This is a genomic window from Glycomyces sp. NPDC050141 (assembly GCF_055586545.1).
Genome location: NZ_JBVJHZ010000006.1, coordinates 63,210 through 83,247 on the forward strand (window position 1 = coordinate 63,210; position 20,038 = coordinate 83,247).

The following is a 20,038-nucleotide window of genomic DNA, read 5'->3' on the forward strand; positions in this document are numbered from 1 at the left end:
CGGACCGGGTCCTAGGACGAATTGCCTAGACCCGGTCCGCGAGGTTTAGTACGGGTTGGGCAGCGGGGTCGCCTTGCGGGCGCTGGCGAGCGCCAGCGCCCACCAGTGCAGCTCGTCGAGCATGGTCTTCGCGGCGGGCTCGTTCTCGCCGAACCTGGTGAACTCGCCGCGGTCGTCGAAGCCCTGGAAGAACCGCGGGAACGCGATCGTGTTGCGGATCGTCATGGTGCGCAGCTCGGGGAAGATCTGACGCAGGTGCTGGGCGGCGTTCTGGCCGCCGGTGATCTTGCCGCCGTAGGTGACCATCGCGACGGGCTTGGCCGCCCACTCGTTCATGTAGTAGTCGATCGCGTGCTTCAGGGCGGCCGGGATCGACATGTTGTACTCGCCGGAGACCACGATGAACGCGTCGGCGCGGTGCAGGCGCTCGGACAGGGCCGTGACGTTCGCGTGCGGCTCGGCCGCGGTGGACCACATGTCGTTCTCGGCCAGGTGCTGGGGCAGGTCGGCGTCGAGCAGGTCGATCACGTCGACGTCGAAACCGCCGTGCTGCTCGGCGACTTCCGCGATCCACTTGGCGGGGGCGGGGGCCCAGCGGCCCTCGCGGGTCGACCCGATGATGACGCCGAGGTTCAGTCTGTCGCTCATGGTGTTTCCGTTCCTTCGTAGCTCTGGCTTGCGATGACGAAGCTACGGACGGACCGACCGGGGGCACATCCGTCGACCGACTGGCCCGCGACTGGTCGAGTCGTGCAGTAGGCGTCAACGGTCGTATGACAGATGCGCGACCGGCCGCCCGGCTCCTAGCGTTGCCGCCATGACAACGACTGCAGCGGAGCCCGGCGCCCGCGATGAGACCGAACCCGCCGCGGAGGCGGCCACCACCAACTGGGCGGCGATCGTCGCCGTCGGCTTCGCCCAGCTCGTCGTCGCCGGAGCGATGTCGAGCATCGCGGTGGCGCTGCCGCTGATCCGCACCGACTTCGCCGTCAGCGAGGCCGCGACCGCCTGGGTCCTCCTCTCCTACGCCCTCCCCGTGGGCGCGGTCGCGATCGCCGCCGGGCGGCTCGCCGACCGGGCCGACCTGCGCGCGGTCGCCGTGTTCTCCATGGGGGCGTTGACCGTCGCCTCCGTCGCGGCCGCGCTCGCCCCCACGTTCTGGCTGCTGCTGACCGCCCGCGCGGTCGGCGGCCTCCTCGGCGGGCTCCTGTTCGGGATGACCGGGCGGATCATCGTCACCTCCTCCTCGCCTGAGCACCGCGGCCGGGCCATGTCGGCCATCGCGCTCTTGATGACGGTGGGCGGCATGGGCATGGTCGGCGCGGGCGGGTTCGTCGTCGCCGCGTTCGACTGGCGCGGCCTGTTCTGGGTCCTCGCCGCCATGGGCGCCGTCGCGGTGGCGGCGGTCGCGGTGTACGTGCCCAGCAACGGGACCGGCCTGCCGCGCCTGGAGCGGACGCTGATCGCTGACACCGTCACGTCGGGCGGCGCGATCGCGGCGTTCCTCCTGGCCTTCGAGTACGTCGACACAGCGCCCTGGATCGCGTTGGGGGCCTTGGTGGTCAGTGTCGCGCTGGCGACGGTGTGGGTGCGGCGGCCCTCGTCGGCGGCCACGGTGGTGCTGCTGCGGACGCCGGCGCTGAGCGGAGCGCTGCTGAGCCTGGTGCTGTTGTCGGCGGTGACGGGCCTCTTGAACTTCAGCCTCCCGTTCCTGCTCACGGACGTGCAGGGGGTGCGCCCGGAGCTCGTGTCGACGGTGATGCTCACGTTCATCGGCGGCGTCGCGGTGGTGACGCCGGTGGCGGGCTGGCTCGCGGACCGGTTCGGTCCGGGCAGGGTGTCGCTGGTGGGCGCGGCCCTGTCGGTGGTCGCGGTGGTGCCGCTGCTGTTCGTGGGGGCGGAGACGGGACTGGTCGACCTCGGGGTGCGGATCGGCTTGCTGGGCGCGGTGTTCGGCCTGTTCAGCGCGCCGATGAACACGTACATGCTGGCTTCGGCGCCGACCGAGCAGGCGGGGACGGCGGGCGCGTTCATCGCGACGACGCGGACGATCGGGTCCTCGCTGGGGCCGGTGCTCGCGGCGCTCGCGTGGGGGCTCGGGGCGACGGCGGTGGACGGCTACCGGCTCTCGGCGTTCACGGTGGCGGCCGCCCTGGTCCTCGGCGCGGCCCTGCAGGCCACGACGAAACCGTGGAAGGCCCGGGCCGCGGCGTAAGACGCGCGGAGTCCTCCCGTTCGCTACCGCTTTCGAGTGGAAATCGACGCCCCGGGCCCGTTTCGGGCCCGGGTTTTGTCGTACCCCTCGGCCACGATCGAACGGCGCGACAGTACTTTCCCCTCTTGTGGTGGGTGGGGGCTAGGGACGGCCGCAGGCGGGGCTGCAATTCGCGCGGGGCTACAGATCCAGCTTCGCGAGCTCCGTGCGCGAGGAGACGCCGAGCTTCGGGTAGGCGTTGTACAGGTGGTAGCCCACCGTCCTGGGGCTGACGAACAGCTGCTCGCCGATCTGGCGGTTCGTGAGCCCGTCGGCCGCGAGGCGCACGACCTGGAGTTCCTGCGGGGTCAGCAGTTCGGCCAGGTCGGGCTTGGACTCGACAGCGGTCGAGTCGCCCGCGGCGCGCAGTTCCCCTTGAGCCCGTTGCGTCCACGGCACCGTACCGAGCCGCTCGAACACCTCGGTGGCCTCGCGCAGGTGCGCCCGCGCCTCGTTGATGCGCCGCACCCGCCGCAGCCACTCGCCGTACAGCAACTCCGTGCGGGCCCGCTCGAACGGGTCGATGTCGTCGGCGCGGTGCAGCTCCACGGCCCGCGCGAAGTGCGTCCCGGCCTCGGCCTCGGTCGCGAACAGCGCCCGGCAGCGCTCCACGAGCGCCTCCCAGTAGGAACGGCCCGTCGCATCGGCCCAGTCGGCGAACCAGTCGAACGCCTCCTTGACCTCCGCGAGCCGCCCGGAGCGGAACGCCGCCTCCACGAGCGTCGGCACCTGCATGAGCACCTCCATGGGCGTGCCGCCCTCGGCGATGCGCAGCAGCCGGTCGAACGCGGCCTCGTAGCGCCCGAGCCCGAGTTCCAAGAGCCCCAACGCAGTATCGGCGGGGATGACCGAGTCCTCGGGCGCGTCCTGGATCGCGGCGGCCACGAGCTCGCGGCAGCGCCGCTCCTCGCCGCGGATCGCGGCGATCGGCAGCAGCACCCAGATGCGGCCCTGCATGAGCGCCCGGCGGTCGTTCTGCTCGTGGGCGAGCTCGATCGCGCTGGACGCCGACGCCTGCGCGTCCGCGTACCGTCCATAGTGGTACTGGGTCTGGGCCTGGACGAGCAGGGCCTGCACGAGCGGGCTCAGCGCGCCGCGTTCACGGCACCACCGCACCTGCTCGGCCGCGGCCTGGTACGCGGCGGGCACGTCACCGGCGAGGAACCGCCAGCGCGCGGCCAGGACCTGGTCGAACGCCTGGAAGTCCTCGTGGAGCGGCTGGTAGTAGTCGTAGAGGGAGCGCAGCGCGTCGACCGCTTCCCCGGCGGTGTCGTCGGGCTGGCGGTTGAGCCCGGCGGCGGCGCGGGCGAGGCGGCGGACCCAGGCGTTGTTGGAGCCGCCGTACTTGGAGGCGAGGCCGGAGGCGTACTTCACTTTGGTGAAGTCGCCTGTCTCCCAGGCGTTCCAGACGCCGCGCAGCAGCGGGTAGCCGGTGTTCTCGTGGCCGGTGGCGGCGTAGTGCTCGGCCGACTCCATCCACACGTCGAAGCCTTTGGAGTGGCCGGCCCAGGAGAGGATAGTGGCGCGGATGAGCGCGGCGCGGGCGAGGAGCACGTGGTCTTCGGTGAGCCGCTCGGCGGCTTCGGCGAGCTCGAGTGCCTTGCCGGTCATGCCTGCGGCGTAAGCGCATTGGGCGGCTTCGACGAGGCGGCGGGCGCGGCGGCACGGGTCGGGGGTGAAGCTCGCGGCGCGTTCGAGGGCGGCCATCTCGGCGACGCAGCCGCCGCGTTCGGCCTCGTAGGACGCGATGGATTCGAGTGCGGCGGCGGCTTTCTCGTCGAGGCCGGTGGTGGCGGCGGCGAGGTGGCGGGCGGCGCGGATGTCGCCGTCGCCGAACGCTTCGGAGAGGGCGCGGTGGGCTTCGATGCGGCGGGCGCGCGGCGCGGAGTGGTAGGCGGTGGAGCGGATCAGGGGGTGCACGAACTCGATGCGGCCCCGGTGGTACCGCAGGAGGTCGTCCACTTCGGCCGGTTCGAGGTCGGCGAGGCTCGCGTCGAGTTTCGCTGCGGCCTCGGCGATCACGGCGGTCTCGCCGGTCTCCTCGGCGGCGGCGAGCAGCATGATCGTGCGGGTGCTCTCGGGGAGGGCGATGATGCGCTCGGTGAACGCCTGCTTGATGCGCGAGGTCGTGGAGTAGCGGCTGTTGGAGGTGTCGGCGCGCAGCAGCGACTCCTCGTTGTCGGCGGCCGGGAGTTCCAAGAGCGCCAAGGGGTTGCCTTCGGCCATGCGGAGGATCCAGTCGCGGCTGGTGAAGGGGATCTCGTCGGCGCGCATGTCGAGGATCGCCTGGGAGGCGTCGAGGTCGAGCGGACCGAGGGTGAGTTCGGGGATGCCGGGGGCGGGGAAGTCGGGGGCGAAGCCGTCGCGCACGACCAGGACCATCGTGATCGACTCGGTCGAGAGGCGCCTGGCGGCGAACAGGAGCGCGTTGGTGGAGTCGCGGTCGAGCCAGTGGGCGTCGTCGATGACCACGTACACGGGCCGTTTCGCGGAGGCGTCGACGAGGAGGTTCAGGAGGGCGAGGCCGACCTGGAGGGAGTGGGCGCGGTTGGTGCCGTCGCCCATGCCGAGGGCGGTGCGCAGGGCCTCGGCCTGGGCCGCGGGGAGGCGGTCGATGCGGTCGAGCAGCGGGTGGAGCAGCATCTGGAGTCCGGCGTAGGACCAGGTGTGCTCGGCTTCGACGCCGAGGGTGCGCAGGACGGTGAAGCCTTCGGCGCGCGGGATGACGGCGTCGACGATCGCGGATTTGCCGATCCCGGGCTCGCCGCGGACGACGAGCGCGCCGCCGTGGCCGACGCGGGCGCCGTCCATGAGCGCCTGGATCGCGTCGAGTTCGGGGTCGCGGCCGTACAGGACGGGGCGGGCGGGTTCCTCCGGCAGCGGGGCGGCGTCCTGGCGCGCGCGCGTGGTGTCGGCAATGGGATTCACGGCGGGCTCCATCCTCAGGACGACCGGGGACTCCTCCAGGGTAGCCACGGGGGCCGACGGCTCGCATCTGTCATTCGACTGGGATCGACTGGGGCGCCCGCCACCTGGTCGAACGCGCGCACCGTCTGGGTTCGGTTCCCAGTCGCCGCGCCCAGTCGTCCGACCGGGGCGCGGGCGCTTCCGGGCGCTTAGCGTCGACGGCATGACCGCACCACCTGAGATCCAGACGCCGAAGGGCGCAGCGCCGACGCGGACCCTCCGCTGGGCGCCGGCGCTCTGGGCGGCATACGCGCAGGCCACAGCCTTCGCGGCCGCCGCGGTGACCGCGTTCCTCGTCACCGATATCGCCGCCGCTTTCCATGCTTCGCCGGGGACGCGGCTGTGGCCGCTCGGGGCGTTCGCGGTCGGACTGGTCGTCGCGGCGAACGCGACGCGCCGCACCGGCACGCTCGGGAACGCCCGGTACACGGGAGCGATCAGCTTGGGGGCGTTGGCGTTCGGGGCGCTCGCGGTGGCGCTCGCGCCGGGCTTCGGGTTCGCCGTGGCGGCGGCCGGGGCGTTCGGGACGGCCGCCGGGTTCGCGATCGCCCTCGCCGGGCGGGTGCTGGCGGCGGCGGAGGTCGGCGACGGCTCCGCGTCGGTGGCGCTGTCGGCGGCGGCGCTCCTGGCGGGGATCGCGGCGGGCGTGGGCGCTCTGTTCGCGGTGCCGCTGTACGGCTGGCGGGGCGTGTTCGGCCTCGTGGTGGTCGCGGCGGTCCTGGCGGCGTGGAAGTTCGCGGAATATGTCCCGGATGATGCACGCGCGTTAGAGAAATGTGACGTGAGGTTCGACTGAGTTTCCCTTATATAACTGGGAACTCTGAGGTTCGGATGTCACGATGAGTCGTCCGGGTATTCGGAGGTTTTACCCGGCACGCGGGCACCGGCCGTCCTGTGGCGGTGTCCGGCAGAAGGCCCCGGGGAGGTTCGAGACCCCGGGGCCTTCACCATGTCCTGTCCCCGTTCCCGTCCCTGAAGCCGCCTTCAGGCCGCTTAAGCCTGCCTTAAGGTTTCAGCGTCAAACTCGACTGAACTCATTTACGGCTCGCAAGCTTCGCCGAGCGCGGTCCGGCGCGAAGAACACCGGACTCGAGCGGACGGCCCACGATCTCCTGGGCGAGTTCGGCAGTGCGGATGAGGGCTTCAAGGTCCACACCGGTCTCCACACCCATGTCGTGGAGCATGTGGACCACTTCCTCGGTCGCCACATTGCCGGAAGCGCCCGGAGCGAACGGGCAGCCGCCGATCCCGCCCACACTGGCGTCGAACTCCACGACGCCGCGATCGAGCGCAGTGAGGAGGTTGGCCAGGGCGGTCCCACGGGTGTCGTGGAAGTGCATGAGCATCGGCAGATCGGTGTCGACGGCGTCGAGCAGCTCCGTGACACGGCGAGGGGTCCCCATCCCGGTGGTGTCGCCGAACGCGACTCGACCGGCCCCAGCGGCCTCGGCCGCCTCCACGATCCGGGCGACCTGCGCGGGTGCGATGTCGCCTTCGAAGGGGCAGCCGAAGCTCGTGGCGATGATGACCTCGACCGAGGCCAGGTGCTCGCGCGCCAGGCCGCAGATGTCGGGCAGCTCGGCGAGCGACTCGGCGACGCTGCGCCCGATGTTGGCGCGGTTGTGGGTCTCCGAGGCCGAGACGACCACCTCGACGGCGCTGAACCCGGCGTCGAGGGCCCGCTGCACGCCGCGGCGATTGGGGGCGAGGGCGCTGTAGCGGATGCCGGAGTGCTTCTCGACGGCCGCCCACACCTCGGCGGCGTCGGCCATCTGCGGCACGGCCTTCGGGCTGACGAAGCTCACGGCCTCGATACGCGACAAGCCGGTGCGCGACAGCGCGTCGATGAGCCGGATCTTGTCCGCGGTCGGCACAGGAGGCTCGTTCTGCAGGCCATCGCGCGGGGCGACCTCGCGCAGCAAGACCCGATCAGGCTGGTGCATCACTCCGCCTCCCCGGACCGCGACCCGTTGCGGCCCACCAGCCCATGCTAACCCCGATCCCGAAATACGGGACGCCCACCAACACGAAAGGAGGGAGGGAGGGCCCCTAAGCGGTCGCTGCGGAACGGCTAGCCGGGGTCGAGGGCTCTTAGGGCTGCTGCTCGCAGGAGGGCTGCTGTCTCGGCGGCGCTGACTTCTTCGCCGAGGGAGAGGTACGGGGTCGAGTTCATAAGGCCGAAGGCGCCGTGGGCGAGGACGCGGGCCTGTTCGGGCTGGAGGCCCGGGCGCAGGCGGCACAGGACGCCCACCCACTCCTCGACGTACACGCGCTGGAGCTTGCGCACCTGCCGTCGCGGCTCCTCCGGGAGCCGGTCGAGCTCGTGCAGGTGGAGGATGACGATCTCCGGCGAGTCGATCACGACCTCGAGGTGGAAGTCCACCAGCGCCTCGAGCGCGGCCTGCGGGTCCTCCGAGTGCAGCGACGCCCAGTGCCGCCCGCCCGCGAGCAGCCGCTCCGAGACCGGGATGAGGGCGTCGGCGAGCATCTGCTCCTTGCCGCCCTTGAAGTGGTGGTACAGCGCCGGTCCGGTGATGGAGGCGGCCGCGCCGATGTCGTCCATCGATACGCCGTGGTACCCGTGCTTGGCGAGCAGTTTGACGGCTACATCGAGGATCTCGCGGCGTCGTTTGGAGCCGCCCCTGTTATCGCCATTCATCTCCACCTCGATGAGGTTACTCGGGCGTACTCGTGCGAGCAGGGAGCAAAAGCCCACTTTCACAGGGTGTGCAGGTGGTGAATCGCGCCGGAACGAGGCCCGGCCGCACTCCCGGAACGGAGTGCGGCCGGCGTGTCGAGCAGTGGCAGTCGCTGCGAGGCGGCGCCTCGCCTTGCTTCGGAACCGCTACGGGAGGCCGGACACATCGTCTCCCGGTGCGGCCCCTACGGCTCGTTGGACGGCATCGGACGCTCGGTCTCCGGACCCGCGCCGGCGCTCGTCCCGTGCGGCCGGGCGCCTTCGGGCATCGCGCCGCCCATGGCGCCCGCCTCGCCCATAGTGCCCGCCGCCGCGGCCTGCGTGTCGGCGGCCGTCCCGTACCGGCCTGAGCTGTACGTCTGCGACATCGACGACGTCGCGTCCCCGCCCATGCCGCCGGTGCCCTTCATCTTGGCGGCTTCGCTCTCGGCGCTGCCGAGCATCCGCTCCCAGCGCTGGCGCATCGGGCCGACGAGCCCGCCGCCCACGCCGACGATGACGACGCCCGCGACCATGGCGAGCACGGTCCACATGATCGGCGTGGTCACGGTCGTGGCGATCCCGACCTGGCCGAACGCGGCGACCGCGCCGAAGAACACGATCGCGACCTGGCAGATGCGCGCCACCGTGTTGCCGTAGCTGGTCCGGCTGAGCGTGCCGCTGACCAGCCCGTACACGGCGTTGGCGATCGCGAACGCGACCACGACGATCACGAGCGCGATGAACAGCTGCGGCAGCCAGGCCACGATCTGGTTGAGCAGGGACGACACCGGGTTGTTCCCGAACGCCCCGAACGCGAGCTGCAGCGTGAACAGCAGCAGCGCGAAGTACACGAGTTTGCCGAGCAGGTCGCTCAGCTCGAACTTGCCGGTGTAGCGGCGCAGCCCCGATTTCTCACCGACCCTGTCGAGGCCGACCTTGTTGAGCAGCTTGCCGACGAGTTTGCCGATCCATTTGCTCACGAACCAGCCGATGACGAGGATGGCGATGAACGCCAGCGCACGCGGCAGGAACTCCACGATGTTGTCCATCATGTTCTGGAAGCTCTGCGAGATGTCCATGTCCGCAGGTTAAGCCGGTTAACACCCGTATTCAGGCGCTTTGCTCGATAAACACCGACACCGGTGTCATTCGAAAAGGGGCCGCTACGTGGGCCAGGTGCGCCAGTGCATCCACGACTTCGACGGGGTGGGGCCGCGCTGGTCCTGGTAGCGGGAGAAGTTCGCGCCCGCGCCGTACGGGTTGTCGGCGGGGCTGGTGAGCCGGAAGACGCACAGCTGCCCGATCTTCATGCCCGGCCAGAGCGTGATGGGGAGGTTCGCGACGTTGGAGAGTTCGAGGGTGACGTGCCCGGAGAACCCGGGGTCGATGAACCCGGCGGTGGAGTGGGTGAGCAGCCCGAGGCGGCCGAGGCTGGACTTGCCTTCGAGGCGCGCGGCGAGGTCGGCGGGGAGGCTGATGACCTCGAGGGTGGAGGCGAGCACGAACTCGCCGGGGTGGAGCACGAACGGCTCGTCGTCGGCGACCTCGACCGCGGAGGTGAGGTCGTCCTGCTGCTTGGAGGGGTCGATGTGGGTGTACTTCTGGTTGTTGAACACCCGGAAGCGCCGGTCGAGGCGGACGTCGATGCTGGAGGGCTGCACGAGTTCGTCTTCGAACGGCTGGATGCCGAGGCGGTCGTTCTTGACGGCATCGAGGATGTCGCGGTCGCTAAGCAGCATGCGCCCAGGTTAGTGGCACGCAGTCAGCCCAGCTAGATGCCCCCTGGAGTATGTGCCCGGTTCACGATCCGCTGGGCGGGATCGCGTAGGCGACGGTGCCGAGGTCGTGGTACTCCCAGTCGTCGGGGACGAGGAGGGCGCATTCCTCGAGGTCTTCGGCGCAGACGATGGCGTCCATGGATGCGGGTGGGGGCGGGGTCTCGCCGGGGACGACCGACTGGAGCGCGTAGATCTCGGTCCCGTCGGGCAGGAGGATCCACCACGGGTACTCCCACGAGTCGTTGCCCTGGACGAGTCCGACGCGTTCGGGGTCAGCGGCGGCGACCGCGGCGGCGGCCTCCTCGTACTGGGGCAGCCATTCCTGGCGCCTGACGAAGCGCTCTTCGAGGTCGGTGAGGCTGAAGACGGACCAGGTCCCGGCGAGGCGCCGCGGGTAGCCGTAAGCAACCGTGAGCAGGCCCGCGAGGGACGCGACGACGGCGACCACGGTGACGAGGGTGCACGCGGCGCGGCGGCGCGTGCGGTCGCGGGCGGTAGCGGCGAAGCCCTTGACGAGCCCGGCGGCGAGGAGGCCTGCGGCGGGCGCCCCGAGGACGACGAGGAACATGACGAGCCGGTTCACCCAGGGCTGCCAGGACACGGTGCAGACGACGCCGATGAACGCGACCACGAGGGCGGCGGCGTAGGCGCGGCGCAGCGCGGGGCCCTTCACGGCGAACCAGGCGAGCCCGGCGACGGCGGCGAGGCCGGTGACGGGGAACGCGGCGCGGTCCTCGTCGGGGTACCAGGCGGGGACCGGGAACTGGGTGGAGCCGAAGGTGATCCGGGGGTCGTTGGGGTCGACGCCCATGAGGTTCGCGAGGCCGTTGACGGCGGCGGCGAACGCGTCGGAGAGGAAGAACAGGGGCGTGTCGAGGTTGGTCTGGGCGATGCGCAGGCCGTTGATGAGGAGCAGGCGCGGGTCGGCGGTCTGGACGCCGATGGAGTCGCGCAGGACCTCGGGGCCGAGGGGGTGGCCGAAGGTCTGCTGCATGCGGATGAGGAAGGGCCCCACCAGGATCAGGGCGATGGCGAGGATAGCGAGGGACGCGGCCACGGTCGCGGCGCGGGCGGTCGCGGCGCGCGAGGCGTCGGCGCGGGAGCACCGGCCGGGGCTGCGTCCGCACAGGCACGGGCGGCGGCGGTGGCCGTCGCGCACGAGCCGTCCGATGCCCCAGACGAGGAGGAGCGGGGCGGCGGCGAGGAGCCCGGTGCTCTTGGTGACCGCGATGAGCCCCAGCGCGAGTCCGAGGTAGAGCGCGTCGGAGCGGGGCGCGGTGACGCGGAGGAGGGCGCTCGCGTCGCCTGGCCGGGTGAACTCGTCGAGGACGATCGTGGCGAGGCACGCGACCCACGCGGCGGCGACGAGGTCGACCTGCGTGCTGGAGGCCTGGAGGAGCACTTCGGGCGTGGTCGCGAGGACGAAGACGGTGGCGAGCTGGGCGACGGGGCCGCCGCCGAGCTGCGCACTGACGCGGGACGCGGCGAGCGCGCACCCGATCGCGGCGAGGTACTGCAGCAGGTTGTACGCGCCGTCGCCGCCGGAGAGGAGGCGCAGGTGGGTGAGGAGGTACTCCGAGCCGGGCCCGATGTCGATCTGCCGGTGGATGTCGGTGGCGTACGCGGCGACGCTGCCGTTCTGGACCCAGTGCTCGATCCGCGGCAGGTGGTACGTCTGGGAGTCGAAGTTGTTGGGGGACGAACTGATCGCGAGGACGGCGACGCTGACGGCGAGGATCGCGACGACGCAGCCGAGCACCCACTGCCAGGCGGGGGCGGCCGCGGCGGCGGACTTGGTGCGCCGCCACGTGCGGCGGGTGGCGCCGCGGCGCGACCGCAGTTCCTCGCGGAGCGCGTCGAGCGTCCCGGCGCTGTCAGCTGGGGTTACGTCTCGTACGCAGCGCACGAGGACGGCCGCGACGACCGCGGCGGTGGCTATGAGCCACGCGGTGAGGATCGTGGCCGGATTGAGCGCGGTGAAGGCGGAGGCGGCCTCGACAACGCCGATCGCGTACGCCCCCAACAGGACCGATGCCCGCACGACGGCGAGCCGCGCAGGGGCCAGGACCGCCCCGTCGCGGGGGCGGAGGGCGTAGGCCAGGGCCGGAAGCAGCAGCAGGAGCCACAAGACGAGCAGCACCAGACCATTCAACACGACCGGGATTCAACACGGCCCGTCCGGCCGATGCCGTCCTGGCATGAGCGCGTTATGGTTGTGCAACCTTGTTCGATCCGCGGTATGGAGCAGCAATGCTGTTGTCGATTCTCGTTCCGGTCTTCAATGAGGAACGCCTCGCTGCCGGAACGTTGAAAGAACTGCTCGCAGTGGAGTTCCCCTGCGAGACCGAGATCGTTGCCGTCGACGACGGCTCCCGCGACCGCTCCTGGGAGGTCTTGCAGACCTTTGAGGACAATCCGCGGGTGCGGTTGATCCGCCACGACCGCAACCGCGGGAAGGGCGCGGCGATCCGCACGGCCGTGAAGGCCGCCCACGGCGACTACGTCGTCGTGTTCGACGCCGACGGCGAGTACGACGCCGCCGACCTGCCCCGGCTGTTCACGCCGGTGCTCGACGGCAAGGCCGAGGTGGTGTACGGGTCGCGCTCGTTCGGCTCGCACTCGGCGTACTCGTTCTGGTACGTCATGGGCAACAAGGGGATCACCCTCGCCGCGAACATCCTGTTCAACTCCTACATCTCGGACCTGGAGACCTGCTACAAGCTGCTCCCGCGCCAGATGTACCTCGACATGAACATCCGTTCGGGCGGGTTCGGCATGGAGGCCGAGCTGACCGCGAAGCTCCTCAAGCGCGGCATCCGCCCCTACGAGGTGCCGATCTCCTACACGGCGCGCAGCCGCGAGGAGGGCAAGAAGATCACCTGGACCGACGGCGTGCAGGCCCTGTGGCTCCTCGGCCGCGAACGCGTGCGCCGCACGCGCCGCTGACCGAGGAGCGAGCCGGAGGTCAGGAGGCGGCCGTCCGCCATTCCTGGCCCGTGTCGCCTTCGGTGCACGGGCTGAGGATCGCGGCCGTCCCCTCTCCCGTCGAATGGCTCTCCTCGATGTTGGGCCCGTCCGGCACGTCGAGGCAGTAGTTCCCGTCCCCTGAGGCGCGGATCTGCCAGAAGTCGGCCTCTTCCGCCTCGTCGGTGCGCAGGTACTCGAACACCCACGTCGTCTCGTCGCAGGCCTCGTTGAAGTTCAGGTTCTCGCCGTCCCAGACGACGCACATCACGACGGTGTCGCCGGGTGTCGATTCGTAGGAGTACTGGAGGCTCACGCCGTCGCCCGCGTCGGTGAACGCGAACTCGTCTACGCCGTTGTCGTCGCACAGGTCCATGCGGGTGCTCGGCGGCGGTGTGTCGAAGTAGCCGATCAGGCAGGCGCCGCTCTGGCCGTTCACCAGCACCGACGACTCGGGGAGTTCGGGATCGGGCTCCTCGGCGGGCGTGGTGGCCGCCTCTGAACCTTCGACCGAAGGCGAGGCGCCGCCGGTGGCGGCCGGGTCCTCCTGGGCGCCTTGGCCGCCCTTGTCACCGCCCTCGTCGAGGAATTTCATGACGCCGATCGTCAGCGCGACGGCGGCGAGCACGGCTGCGAGCCCGATCAGGACGCCTTTGCCGCGCTTCTTCTTCGGCGGCTCCGGTTCTTCGGCCACTGGCATCGGCGCGGTCGCCCGCGGCGGCGGTGTCGACGACACCACAAGGTCCACTGTGGTGCGATTGGGTACGGCTTGGGCCTGGAACTGGGTCTGGTTCACCTGCGGCGCAGACACCCTGCACTCCTGCGCGAACATCCCGGCGGTGGCCGGTCGGTCCGCCGGGTGCTTCGCCAACGCCCAGTCGACGAGTTCGGCGGCCGCTGACGGCACGCTCGGCGGCAGCGGCGGGGGCGACTCGTGCAGGTGCCCGGTGATCACGGCGGCGGGCGAGTTCCGGTCGAACGGGATGGACCCGCTGAGGCATTCGTAGGCGATGACCCCGAGCGAGTACAGGTCGGAGGCGCCGGTCAGCTCCTCGCCGCGCAGCTGCTCGGGCGAGGCGTAGCCGACGGTGCCGAGCACGGTGCCCGTCGCGGTGAGCGCGGTCTGGTCGCGCCGCAGCGCGATGCCGAAGTCGAGGATCGTCGGGACGCCCCTGGCGTCGACGATGATGTTGGCGGGCTTGATGTCCCGGTGCACGATCCCGGCCCGGTGCGCGACGTCGAGGGCGTCGGCGACCTGCGCGAGCAGCGGCAGCACCCGCTGCGCGGGCATCGGCGACTGGCGTTCGATCACCGCGTGGAGGGACTGGCCTTCGAGGAGCTGCATGACCAGGTAGGTCATGGTCTCGCCGTTCTGGTCGCGCTCGGCGCGGATGTCGAAGATCTCGACGACGCCGCGCGCCCGGAGCGCCGCGACCGTGCGCGCCTCCTCGACGAAGCGGCGGCGGAAGCTGTCGTCGTCAGAAAGGGCGGGATGCAGGACCTTGAGGGCGACGGGCCGGCGCAGCATGGTGTCCTCGGCCCGCCAGACCTCGCCCATCCCTCCCGCCCCGATCCGTTGTTGCAGGAGGTATCGGTTGCCCAGCAGCACACCGGGTCTCGTGAGGAGCATGGCGCGATTATGCCCGCCTCCGACCACTACGCGCCGTTCATACCTTCTCTGCCGAGCGTAACGATCCGTCCGGTGCGGTCGGGTCGAGCGGGGCGTTGTCGAACTTCTTGAAGTCGGCGTAGGCGACGACGCCCCGGGACCGCAGGATCTTGAGCGCCCTGTGTCGGACCGTGATGAGCACCTCGACTTCCTTGGGTGACAAGGACTCGAGGTCGACTGCCGGAGGTTTGGTGGCGGTCCGGAAGCGGAAGTCGGCAATGAGCGCGCCGACCGCTACGAGGAGCAGCACCAGGCACGGCGCGGCAAGCGTCCAAGGCGGGGCCGCCTCGAAGGTCCGGAAGAGGGCCGCCCCGAGCGCCAGGAGCGCGAGCACCGCGCTCAGTACTGAGATGCCGCTCAGCGTCCGGTCCCACTGCCGGTACGGCGTCAGCGCCCACGGCACGAAGAACCCGAGGACGCCGGTGCAGGACAGCCCGACACCGGCCCAGACCACCGGAAGCAGCGCTTCGCCGTCGACGGCTCCGGTGAGCAGGAAGATCGCCAACGTCACCGCCGCCATGAGCCCGAGGATCTTGAAGCAGTTCCCGATCACGGCGCACGCCCGGCCCAGCGCCGAACGGCGGTACCAGCGCTTCGCCATCGCCAACTCGATAAAGGCGTAATCGAGCACGACCCGGTTCAGCTCGCTGAGGTCGAAGGGCTCGAAGTTGTCGTGGACCGTCGCCCATTCGTTGGGCTGGATCGCGGCGGCCTTGGGCATCAGACTTCCTCAATCGCAATCGCGTCCGGCATGGCGCGGTCGCTCGCGTCGAAGTCGCGCCAGCCGACATGGCGCCGCTCCAGCACCCGCCGCCACTCGCGCTCGTCGAGGCCGTCGAGCTCGTTCCAGTAGCCGAGCGGCATCTGGGGGACCCTGATCCGGTCGCCCTCGTCGAGGTCGACCAGTCCGCGATGGATGACGACCTCCAGCAGGCGGTTCCTCGCCTTCAGCGCGCGGGTCCCCTTGTCGCCTCGCGGTCCGCGACGCGGCGGCTTCCGCTTCGTCGCGCGCCCTTCGGGTTTCGAGACCAGGGTCAGGACGAACGCCACGACCGAGACCAGCGCGGTGAAGATCATCAGCAGCGGCAGCCAGGGCCCGCCCGAGATCTCCGAGACCGCGAGCACCATGATCGCTGCGCCCGCGGCGAGCGCGTTGGCCCCGTCCAGGACCAGCTGGAGCGGGCTGCGGCGCCGATACCCCCACCACACGCTCACGGCCGTGCAGGCGGCGATCGCCGCGAGCACGTACAAGTACGTGGCCGCCGAGATCCAGCCGCTCGCGGCCTCCTGACTCTCTTGAGCGCTGCCGACTGCGACCAGTGGGAGGCCGACCACCGCCGCCCCCATGGTCGGCACTGCGAGGATCACGATGAGCACCCAGGCGACGACGCCGACGGTGCGGATCACGAACGAGCCGGGAAGCGGCGCATAGTCGCGGGCGAGCACCGCCGCTTCGGCCTCGCCCCACCGGAACGGCCGCGAGAACGCCGCCGTGCGCGCCCACGAGTCGACCTCGCGGCGCGCCCATTCACGTTCCGCCGCATCGGTTCTCCGCGCCCAGTCCGCAATCGGCTTCGGCAATTCCATCGCTGCTCCTACCCGAGGCCGTGACCGTCGGCCGCTCACCGCCGAGAAGTCTATGAAACCCGTGCAAGAGCCCACATTCCAGTGCGTACGAACGGTGACCGGTCGGGTGACGGATGCGGGTACGGTCGGTCCGTTCGTAGCTTCGGTAGGGACAGGCCGCCGCACCGGCGGCCCCGACCGGAGGGACGCGCCATGAGCGAACAAGCAGTGCGGGAGTGGATCGAGGCGGACGCGCGGCCGGTCGACGACTTCGACGCCCTGCGCGGCATCGTCGGTGACGCCGAGGTGGTCGCGTTCGGGGAGACCACCCGCGCCTCCACCGAGATCGACGGGTACCGGCTCAGCGCCTTCCGGTTCCTGGTGGAGGAGTTGGGGTTCCGGGCGCTCGCGATCAACGACGACGCGATCGTCGCCGAAGGCCTCGACGACCTGGTCCGCGGCGGCGACGGCGACCCGGCCGAGGCGCTCGGCGCGGCCTGGCCGCCCTGGCGCACCGAGGAAACCGTCGAAGTCCTGCAGTGGATGCGCGTGTACAACCGGGAGCACCCCGCCGACCCGGTGCGGCTCTTCGGCACCAATCCGCCTGGGGCGCAGTCCTACCACTACGACGCCGTCACCGATTACGTGCGGCGCAACGCCCCCGACCGCCTCGACGAGCTCAAGGCGCACCTCGCTCCCCCGCGCAGTGCCCACAAGGTCGACGAGCACGTGCAGCGCTTCCGCGGTATCCACCCCGGCAGGCCGTTCGCCGACTCCGCGCGCGACGCCTACGAGCTCGTCGCCGCGCTCCCCGAGAGCAGCGAGCGCGACCACGTCCTGCGCTACGCCCGCATCATCTGGGACCACCATTCCGCAACGGTCGCAGCGGGAATCGACTTCGGCGCGGCCATGGCGAGCAGTGCCGAGTCGATCCTGCGCCACCGCGAGCGCACCGGCGCCAAGACCGTGTTCTGGGACGGGATCGCGATCACCGCGAACTCCCGCGCGATGGCCGTCAAGATCGGGCCGGGCCAGTCGTTCACCACCGTCGGAGGCCGCCTGCGCGAACGCCTCGGCGCCCGGTACCGCTCAGTGATGGTCGGCTTCGGAGAGGGCGAGATCCACGCGGGGATCAAGGTGCCGCCGCCGCCCCGCGACTACGTCGAGGCCGCACTGCCCCAAGGCGAACCGTTCGCCGTCGACCTGCGCGCGGCGACCGGCGAGGCCGCCGAGTGGCTGCGCGGCCGCCGCAAGGTGCGGATCATCCCCGGGGTCTACGACCCGGCCGAGGACGAGCAGCACCACGTGGTCGCGCCGTCGTTCGCCGACTGGTTCGACGCGCTGGTCTACTTCCCGCGCATCAGCCCGACCGCGCTCCTGAAGCGGGCGTGAGGGTCAGAGCAGGACGACGTCGAGGCGGCGCGGGCCGTGCACGCCTTCGACACGCTGCAGCTCGATGTCGCTCGTCGCCGACGGCCCCGAGATCCAGGTCTGCGGGGCGGTCCGGTCGAGCATCGGCAGCGCCTCGGCCAAGTGGCCCCAAATCTGGTCCGGTCGGACCACCACGACGTGGTGGTCCGGCACCAGCGTGATCGCCCTCCTGCCTTGGGCCGCACCGGTGTCGAGCATGATCGTGCCGGAGACGGCGACGGCGGCGGCGCAGCCGGTGAGGACCGCGTCCATGCCGTCGAGGTCGGCGGTGGACAGGCCGGTGTCGGGCACGAACTCGGCGCCGCCCAGCCGCCACTCCTCAGGGAGGTCGGCGGGGACGACGACGCGTTCCGCGCCGCCTAGGGCGTCCTCGATCGCTTTCAAGCCATAGTGGACGTCGGCCTTGTAGTCGACGAGCCGGTCCACGAGCATCGCCGTGATGTCAACGCCCGCATCGAGCCCGCGACGGTACTCGCGCGGCGGCACGGGTGCGGCGCCCGCGCCGTCCAGGGCCCGGCGCATCCGCGCCAGGATCTCGTCACGCGCGCTCATCACTGCCGCTCCTTCCACCAGGACCGGAAGTCCTCCTTCGGCGGGACCGGCAGATCCCGGCTCACCGTCCAGCGCGACAGCGCCGTTTTCGAAAGCGGCCACGGGAGCCTGCGCAGGAAACCCTTGCGGCGCCACGGCATCGAGCCCAGACGCGCCGCTTTCAAGGCCGTCCGCCAGAGCCCCGGCCTGGCCATGACGGCCTGCGCCGCGCCCATCGCGGCCTTCTCCCCCGCCTCGTGCGGGCCCTGCTGGCGCAGGTGCACGAGCACTTCGGGGATGTCGATCTTGACCGGGCAGACCTCGTAGCAGGCCCCGCACAGGCTCGACGCGTACGGCAGGTCGTCGTGCCGCCCCGGTTCGAGCTGCGGCGCGAGGATCGCCCCGATCGGGCCCGGGTAGACGTGGCCGTACGCGTGGCCGCCCGTGCGCTCGTAGACCGGGCACACGTTGAGGCAGGCCGAGCAGCGGATGCACGAGAGCGCCTGGCGGCCGACCTCGTCGGCGAGGACGCCCGTGCGGCCGTTGTCGAGGAGGATGACGTGCACGTCCTTCGGTCCGTCGCCGTCGCGCGCACCCGTCCACACCGACGTGTAGGGGTTCATCCGCTCCCCAGTGGACGAACGAGGGAGGAGCTGCATGAAGACCTCGAGGTCCGCGAACTCCGGCAGCAGCTTCTCGATCCCCACGATGCTGATCAGCGTCTCGGGCATCGTCAGACACATGCGGCCGTTGCCCTCCGACTCGACCACGACCAGCGAACCCGTCTCGGCGACCGCGAAGTTCGCGCCCGAGACCGCCACCTTCGCGGACAGGAAGCGGCGGCGCAGATGCTGGCGCGCGGCCTCGGCCAGCGCGGATGGTTCTGAGGTGAGGCCCGACGGCGCGTCGTCCATCCGCTGCGTGAAGATGTCGCGGATCTCGGTGCGGTTGTAATGGATCGCGGGCACGAGGATGTGGCTGGGCTTGTCCTCGGCGAGCTGGACGATGAGTTCGGCGAGGTCGGTCTCGAAGGCCTTGAGGCCGTTCGCCTCGAAGTACTCGTTGAGCTCGATCTCCTGGGTCGCCATGGATTTGACCTTGACGACCTCCTCGGCCCCGGCCTCGCGCACGATCCGCGCGGCGATCTCGTTGGCCTCGTTGGCGTCCCGGGCCCAGTGCACGCGGGCTCCGGCGGCGGTGGCGTTGCGCTCGAACTCGATCGCGAGTTCAGGGAGGCGGTGCTGCACGTCCGCTTTGATCGCGGCGGCCGCGTCGCGCAGGAGCTCCCAGTCGTCGAGCTCCCCGGCGACGTTGGCGCGCTTGGCGCGGATGGTGCCGGTGGCGTGGGCGAGGTTCTTGCGGAGCTGGGGCATGCCGAGGGCGACCTTGGCGGCCTTGGGGAACGGCGCGTCGGCGGGGATGAGCGAGGCGGCCGGGACGATGTCGGTGCTCATGCGGTGCTCGCGAGGATCTCGGCGTAGTGGATCGGGCGCGGGCCGCGCCTCTTGGCGACGCCTGCGGAGCCATCAATGTGCTCGAGTCTGGAGATGCCGCCGCCGATGTGGGTGAGGCACGAGTTGTCGGCGGCGGCGAGGTATTCGGCGCCGGTGCCTGCGGCGTGGCGGCATTTGTCGGCGAGCATCGCGGTGGAGACCTCGCTGTTCTTGAGGGCGAAGGTGCCGCCGAAGCCGCAGCACTGGTCGGCGGCGGGGAGGTCGAGGAGTTCGATGTCGCGGACGGCGCGGAGGAGGCGCATGGGCTTGTCCCCCAGGCCGAGTGCGCGGGTGCCGTGGCAGGTGGGGTGGTAGGTGACGGTGTGCGGGAAGCGGGCGCCGACGTCTTCGACGCCTGCGACGTCGAGGAGGAATTCGGAGAGTTCGTAGACGCGCTGGCCGATCGCCGAGCCGGTGAGGTGGGGGTACTGGTCGCGGGTCATGGCGGCGCAGGAGCCGGAGGGGGTGACGATGTGGTCGTACGAGTCGAAGACGTTCGCGAAGGAGCGGGCGAGCTTGGTGGCGTCCTTCTTGTAGCCGGAGTTGGCGTGCATCTGGCCGCAGCAGGTCTGGGCGGCGGGGAAGTCGACGTCGTAGCCGAGGCGTTCGAGGATCTGGACGACGGCTTTGGGCGTCTCGGGGAAGAGGGCGTCGTTGACGCAGGTGATGAACAGGCCTACGCGGGGCATGGCGGTCGCACCTGGC

General features: G+C 70.8%; 17 protein-coding genes. 4 read left to right on the forward strand and 13 right to left on the reverse strand.

The features are described from left to right. Positions 1-45 precede the first annotated feature (45 nt). Complete coding sequence (locus ACZ60M_RS05630; RefSeq protein WP_465415045.1) at positions 46-648, reverse strand: NADPH-dependent FMN reductase; 603 nt, start codon at positions 646-648, stop codon at positions 46-48. Between the two features lie 169 nt (positions 649-817). On the opposite strand from ACZ60M_RS05630, the gene ACZ60M_RS05635 reads away from it, so the two are divergent. Beyond that, positions 818-2,215, forward strand: a complete 1,398-nt coding sequence (locus ACZ60M_RS05635; RefSeq protein ID WP_465415047.1) for an MFS transporter — start codon at positions 818-820, stop codon at positions 2,213-2,215. A gap of 180 nt (positions 2,216-2,395) precedes the next feature. Here the strand turns inward: ACZ60M_RS05635 and ACZ60M_RS05640 are convergent, their stop codons facing one another. Next, on the reverse strand, positions 2,396-5,182 hold the full coding sequence (locus tag ACZ60M_RS05640) for a helix-turn-helix transcriptional regulator (protein WP_465415048.1): 2,787 nt from the start codon (positions 5,180-5,182) through the stop codon (positions 2,396-2,398). A gap of 202 nt (positions 5,183-5,384) precedes the next feature. Between ACZ60M_RS05640 and ACZ60M_RS05645 the strand changes: the two genes are divergently transcribed. Further along, positions 5,385-6,017, forward strand: coding sequence for a hypothetical protein (locus ACZ60M_RS05645; protein WP_465415050.1), 633 nt, complete (start codon positions 5,385-5,387; stop codon positions 6,015-6,017). A gap of 238 nt (positions 6,018-6,255) precedes the next feature. Here ACZ60M_RS05645 and ACZ60M_RS05650 read toward each other — a convergent pair whose 3' ends face one another. From ACZ60M_RS05650 to ACZ60M_RS05670, 5 genes are all read right to left on the reverse strand, one after another. After that, positions 6,256-7,164 carry a hydroxymethylglutaryl-CoA lyase gene (locus ACZ60M_RS05650; RefSeq protein ID WP_465415051.1) on the reverse strand — a complete coding sequence of 303 codons (909 nt, stop codon included), beginning with the start codon at positions 7,162-7,164 and terminating at the stop codon, positions 6,256-6,258. A 128-nt stretch (positions 7,165-7,292) separates the two neighbouring features. Beyond that, entirely contained in the window at positions 7,293-7,880 is a 588-nt protein-coding gene (locus ACZ60M_RS05655; protein WP_465415052.1) for a TetR/AcrR family transcriptional regulator, read from the reverse strand. A 224-nt stretch (positions 7,881-8,104) separates the two neighbouring features. Further along, a complete protein-coding gene (locus ACZ60M_RS05660) occupies positions 8,105-8,980 on the reverse strand; it encodes a mechanosensitive ion channel family protein (RefSeq protein WP_465415053.1) in 876 nt (291 codons plus the stop codon). An 84-nt stretch (positions 8,981-9,064) separates the two neighbouring features. Beyond that, on the reverse strand, positions 9,065-9,640 hold the full coding sequence (dcd, locus tag ACZ60M_RS05665; RefSeq protein WP_465415054.1) for a dCTP deaminase: 576 nt from the start codon (positions 9,638-9,640) through the stop codon (positions 9,065-9,067). 61 nt (positions 9,641-9,701) lie between these two features. Continuing rightward, positions 9,702-11,834 (reverse strand): hypothetical protein, encoded by a 2,133-nt coding sequence (locus ACZ60M_RS05670; RefSeq protein WP_465415055.1) that lies wholly within the window; start codon positions 11,832-11,834, stop codon positions 9,702-9,704. A 95-nt stretch (positions 11,835-11,929) separates the two neighbouring features. Between ACZ60M_RS05670 and ACZ60M_RS05675 the strand changes: the two genes are divergently transcribed. Next, entirely contained in the window at positions 11,930-12,625 is a 696-nt protein-coding gene (locus ACZ60M_RS05675; protein WP_465415056.1) for a glycosyltransferase family 2 protein, read from the forward strand. Between the two features lie 19 nt (positions 12,626-12,644). Here the strand turns inward: ACZ60M_RS05675 and ACZ60M_RS05680 are convergent, their stop codons facing one another. The 3 genes from ACZ60M_RS05680 to ACZ60M_RS05690 are packed head-to-tail and all read right to left on the reverse strand — an operon-like array spanning position 12,645 to position 15,899. Beyond that, entirely contained in the window at positions 12,645-14,273 is a 1,629-nt protein-coding gene (locus ACZ60M_RS05680) for a serine/threonine protein kinase (RefSeq protein ID WP_465415058.1), read from the reverse strand. Between the two features lie 37 nt (positions 14,274-14,310). After that, positions 14,311-15,033 carry a hypothetical protein gene (locus tag ACZ60M_RS05685; RefSeq protein WP_465415060.1) on the reverse strand — a complete coding sequence of 241 codons (723 nt, stop codon included), beginning with the start codon at positions 15,031-15,033 and terminating at the stop codon, positions 14,311-14,313. Beyond that, entirely contained in the window at positions 15,033-15,899 is an 867-nt protein-coding gene (locus ACZ60M_RS05690) for a hypothetical protein (protein WP_465415062.1), read from the reverse strand. The genes ACZ60M_RS05685 and ACZ60M_RS05690 overlap by 1 nt, the downstream gene beginning before the upstream one ends. Before the next feature lie 192 nt (positions 15,900-16,091). Here ACZ60M_RS05690 and ACZ60M_RS05695 point away from each other — a divergent pair, with 192 nt between their 5' ends. Continuing rightward, entirely contained in the window at positions 16,092-17,270 is a 1,179-nt protein-coding gene (locus tag ACZ60M_RS05695; RefSeq protein ID WP_465415064.1) for an erythromycin esterase family protein, read from the forward strand. A gap of 3 nt (positions 17,271-17,273) precedes the next feature. Here ACZ60M_RS05695 and ACZ60M_RS05700 read toward each other — a convergent pair whose 3' ends face one another. From ACZ60M_RS05700 to ACZ60M_RS05710, 3 genes are read right to left on the reverse strand one after another with little or no spacing between them, the layout of a single operon-like run. Then, complete coding sequence (locus ACZ60M_RS05700) at positions 17,274-17,861, reverse strand: LutC/YkgG family protein (protein WP_465415066.1); 588 nt, start codon at positions 17,859-17,861, stop codon at positions 17,274-17,276. After that, entirely contained in the window at positions 17,861-19,294 is a 1,434-nt protein-coding gene (locus ACZ60M_RS05705; RefSeq protein WP_465415068.1) for a LutB/LldF family L-lactate oxidation iron-sulfur protein, read from the reverse strand. Before ACZ60M_RS05705 ends, ACZ60M_RS05700 begins: the two co-directional genes overlap by 1 nt. Beyond that, positions 19,291-20,022 (reverse strand): (Fe-S)-binding protein, encoded by a 732-nt coding sequence (locus tag ACZ60M_RS05710; RefSeq protein ID WP_465415070.1) that lies wholly within the window; start codon positions 20,020-20,022, stop codon positions 19,291-19,293. The genes ACZ60M_RS05705 and ACZ60M_RS05710 overlap by 4 nt, the downstream gene beginning before the upstream one ends. Between the last annotated feature and the right edge of the window lie 16 nt (positions 20,023-20,038).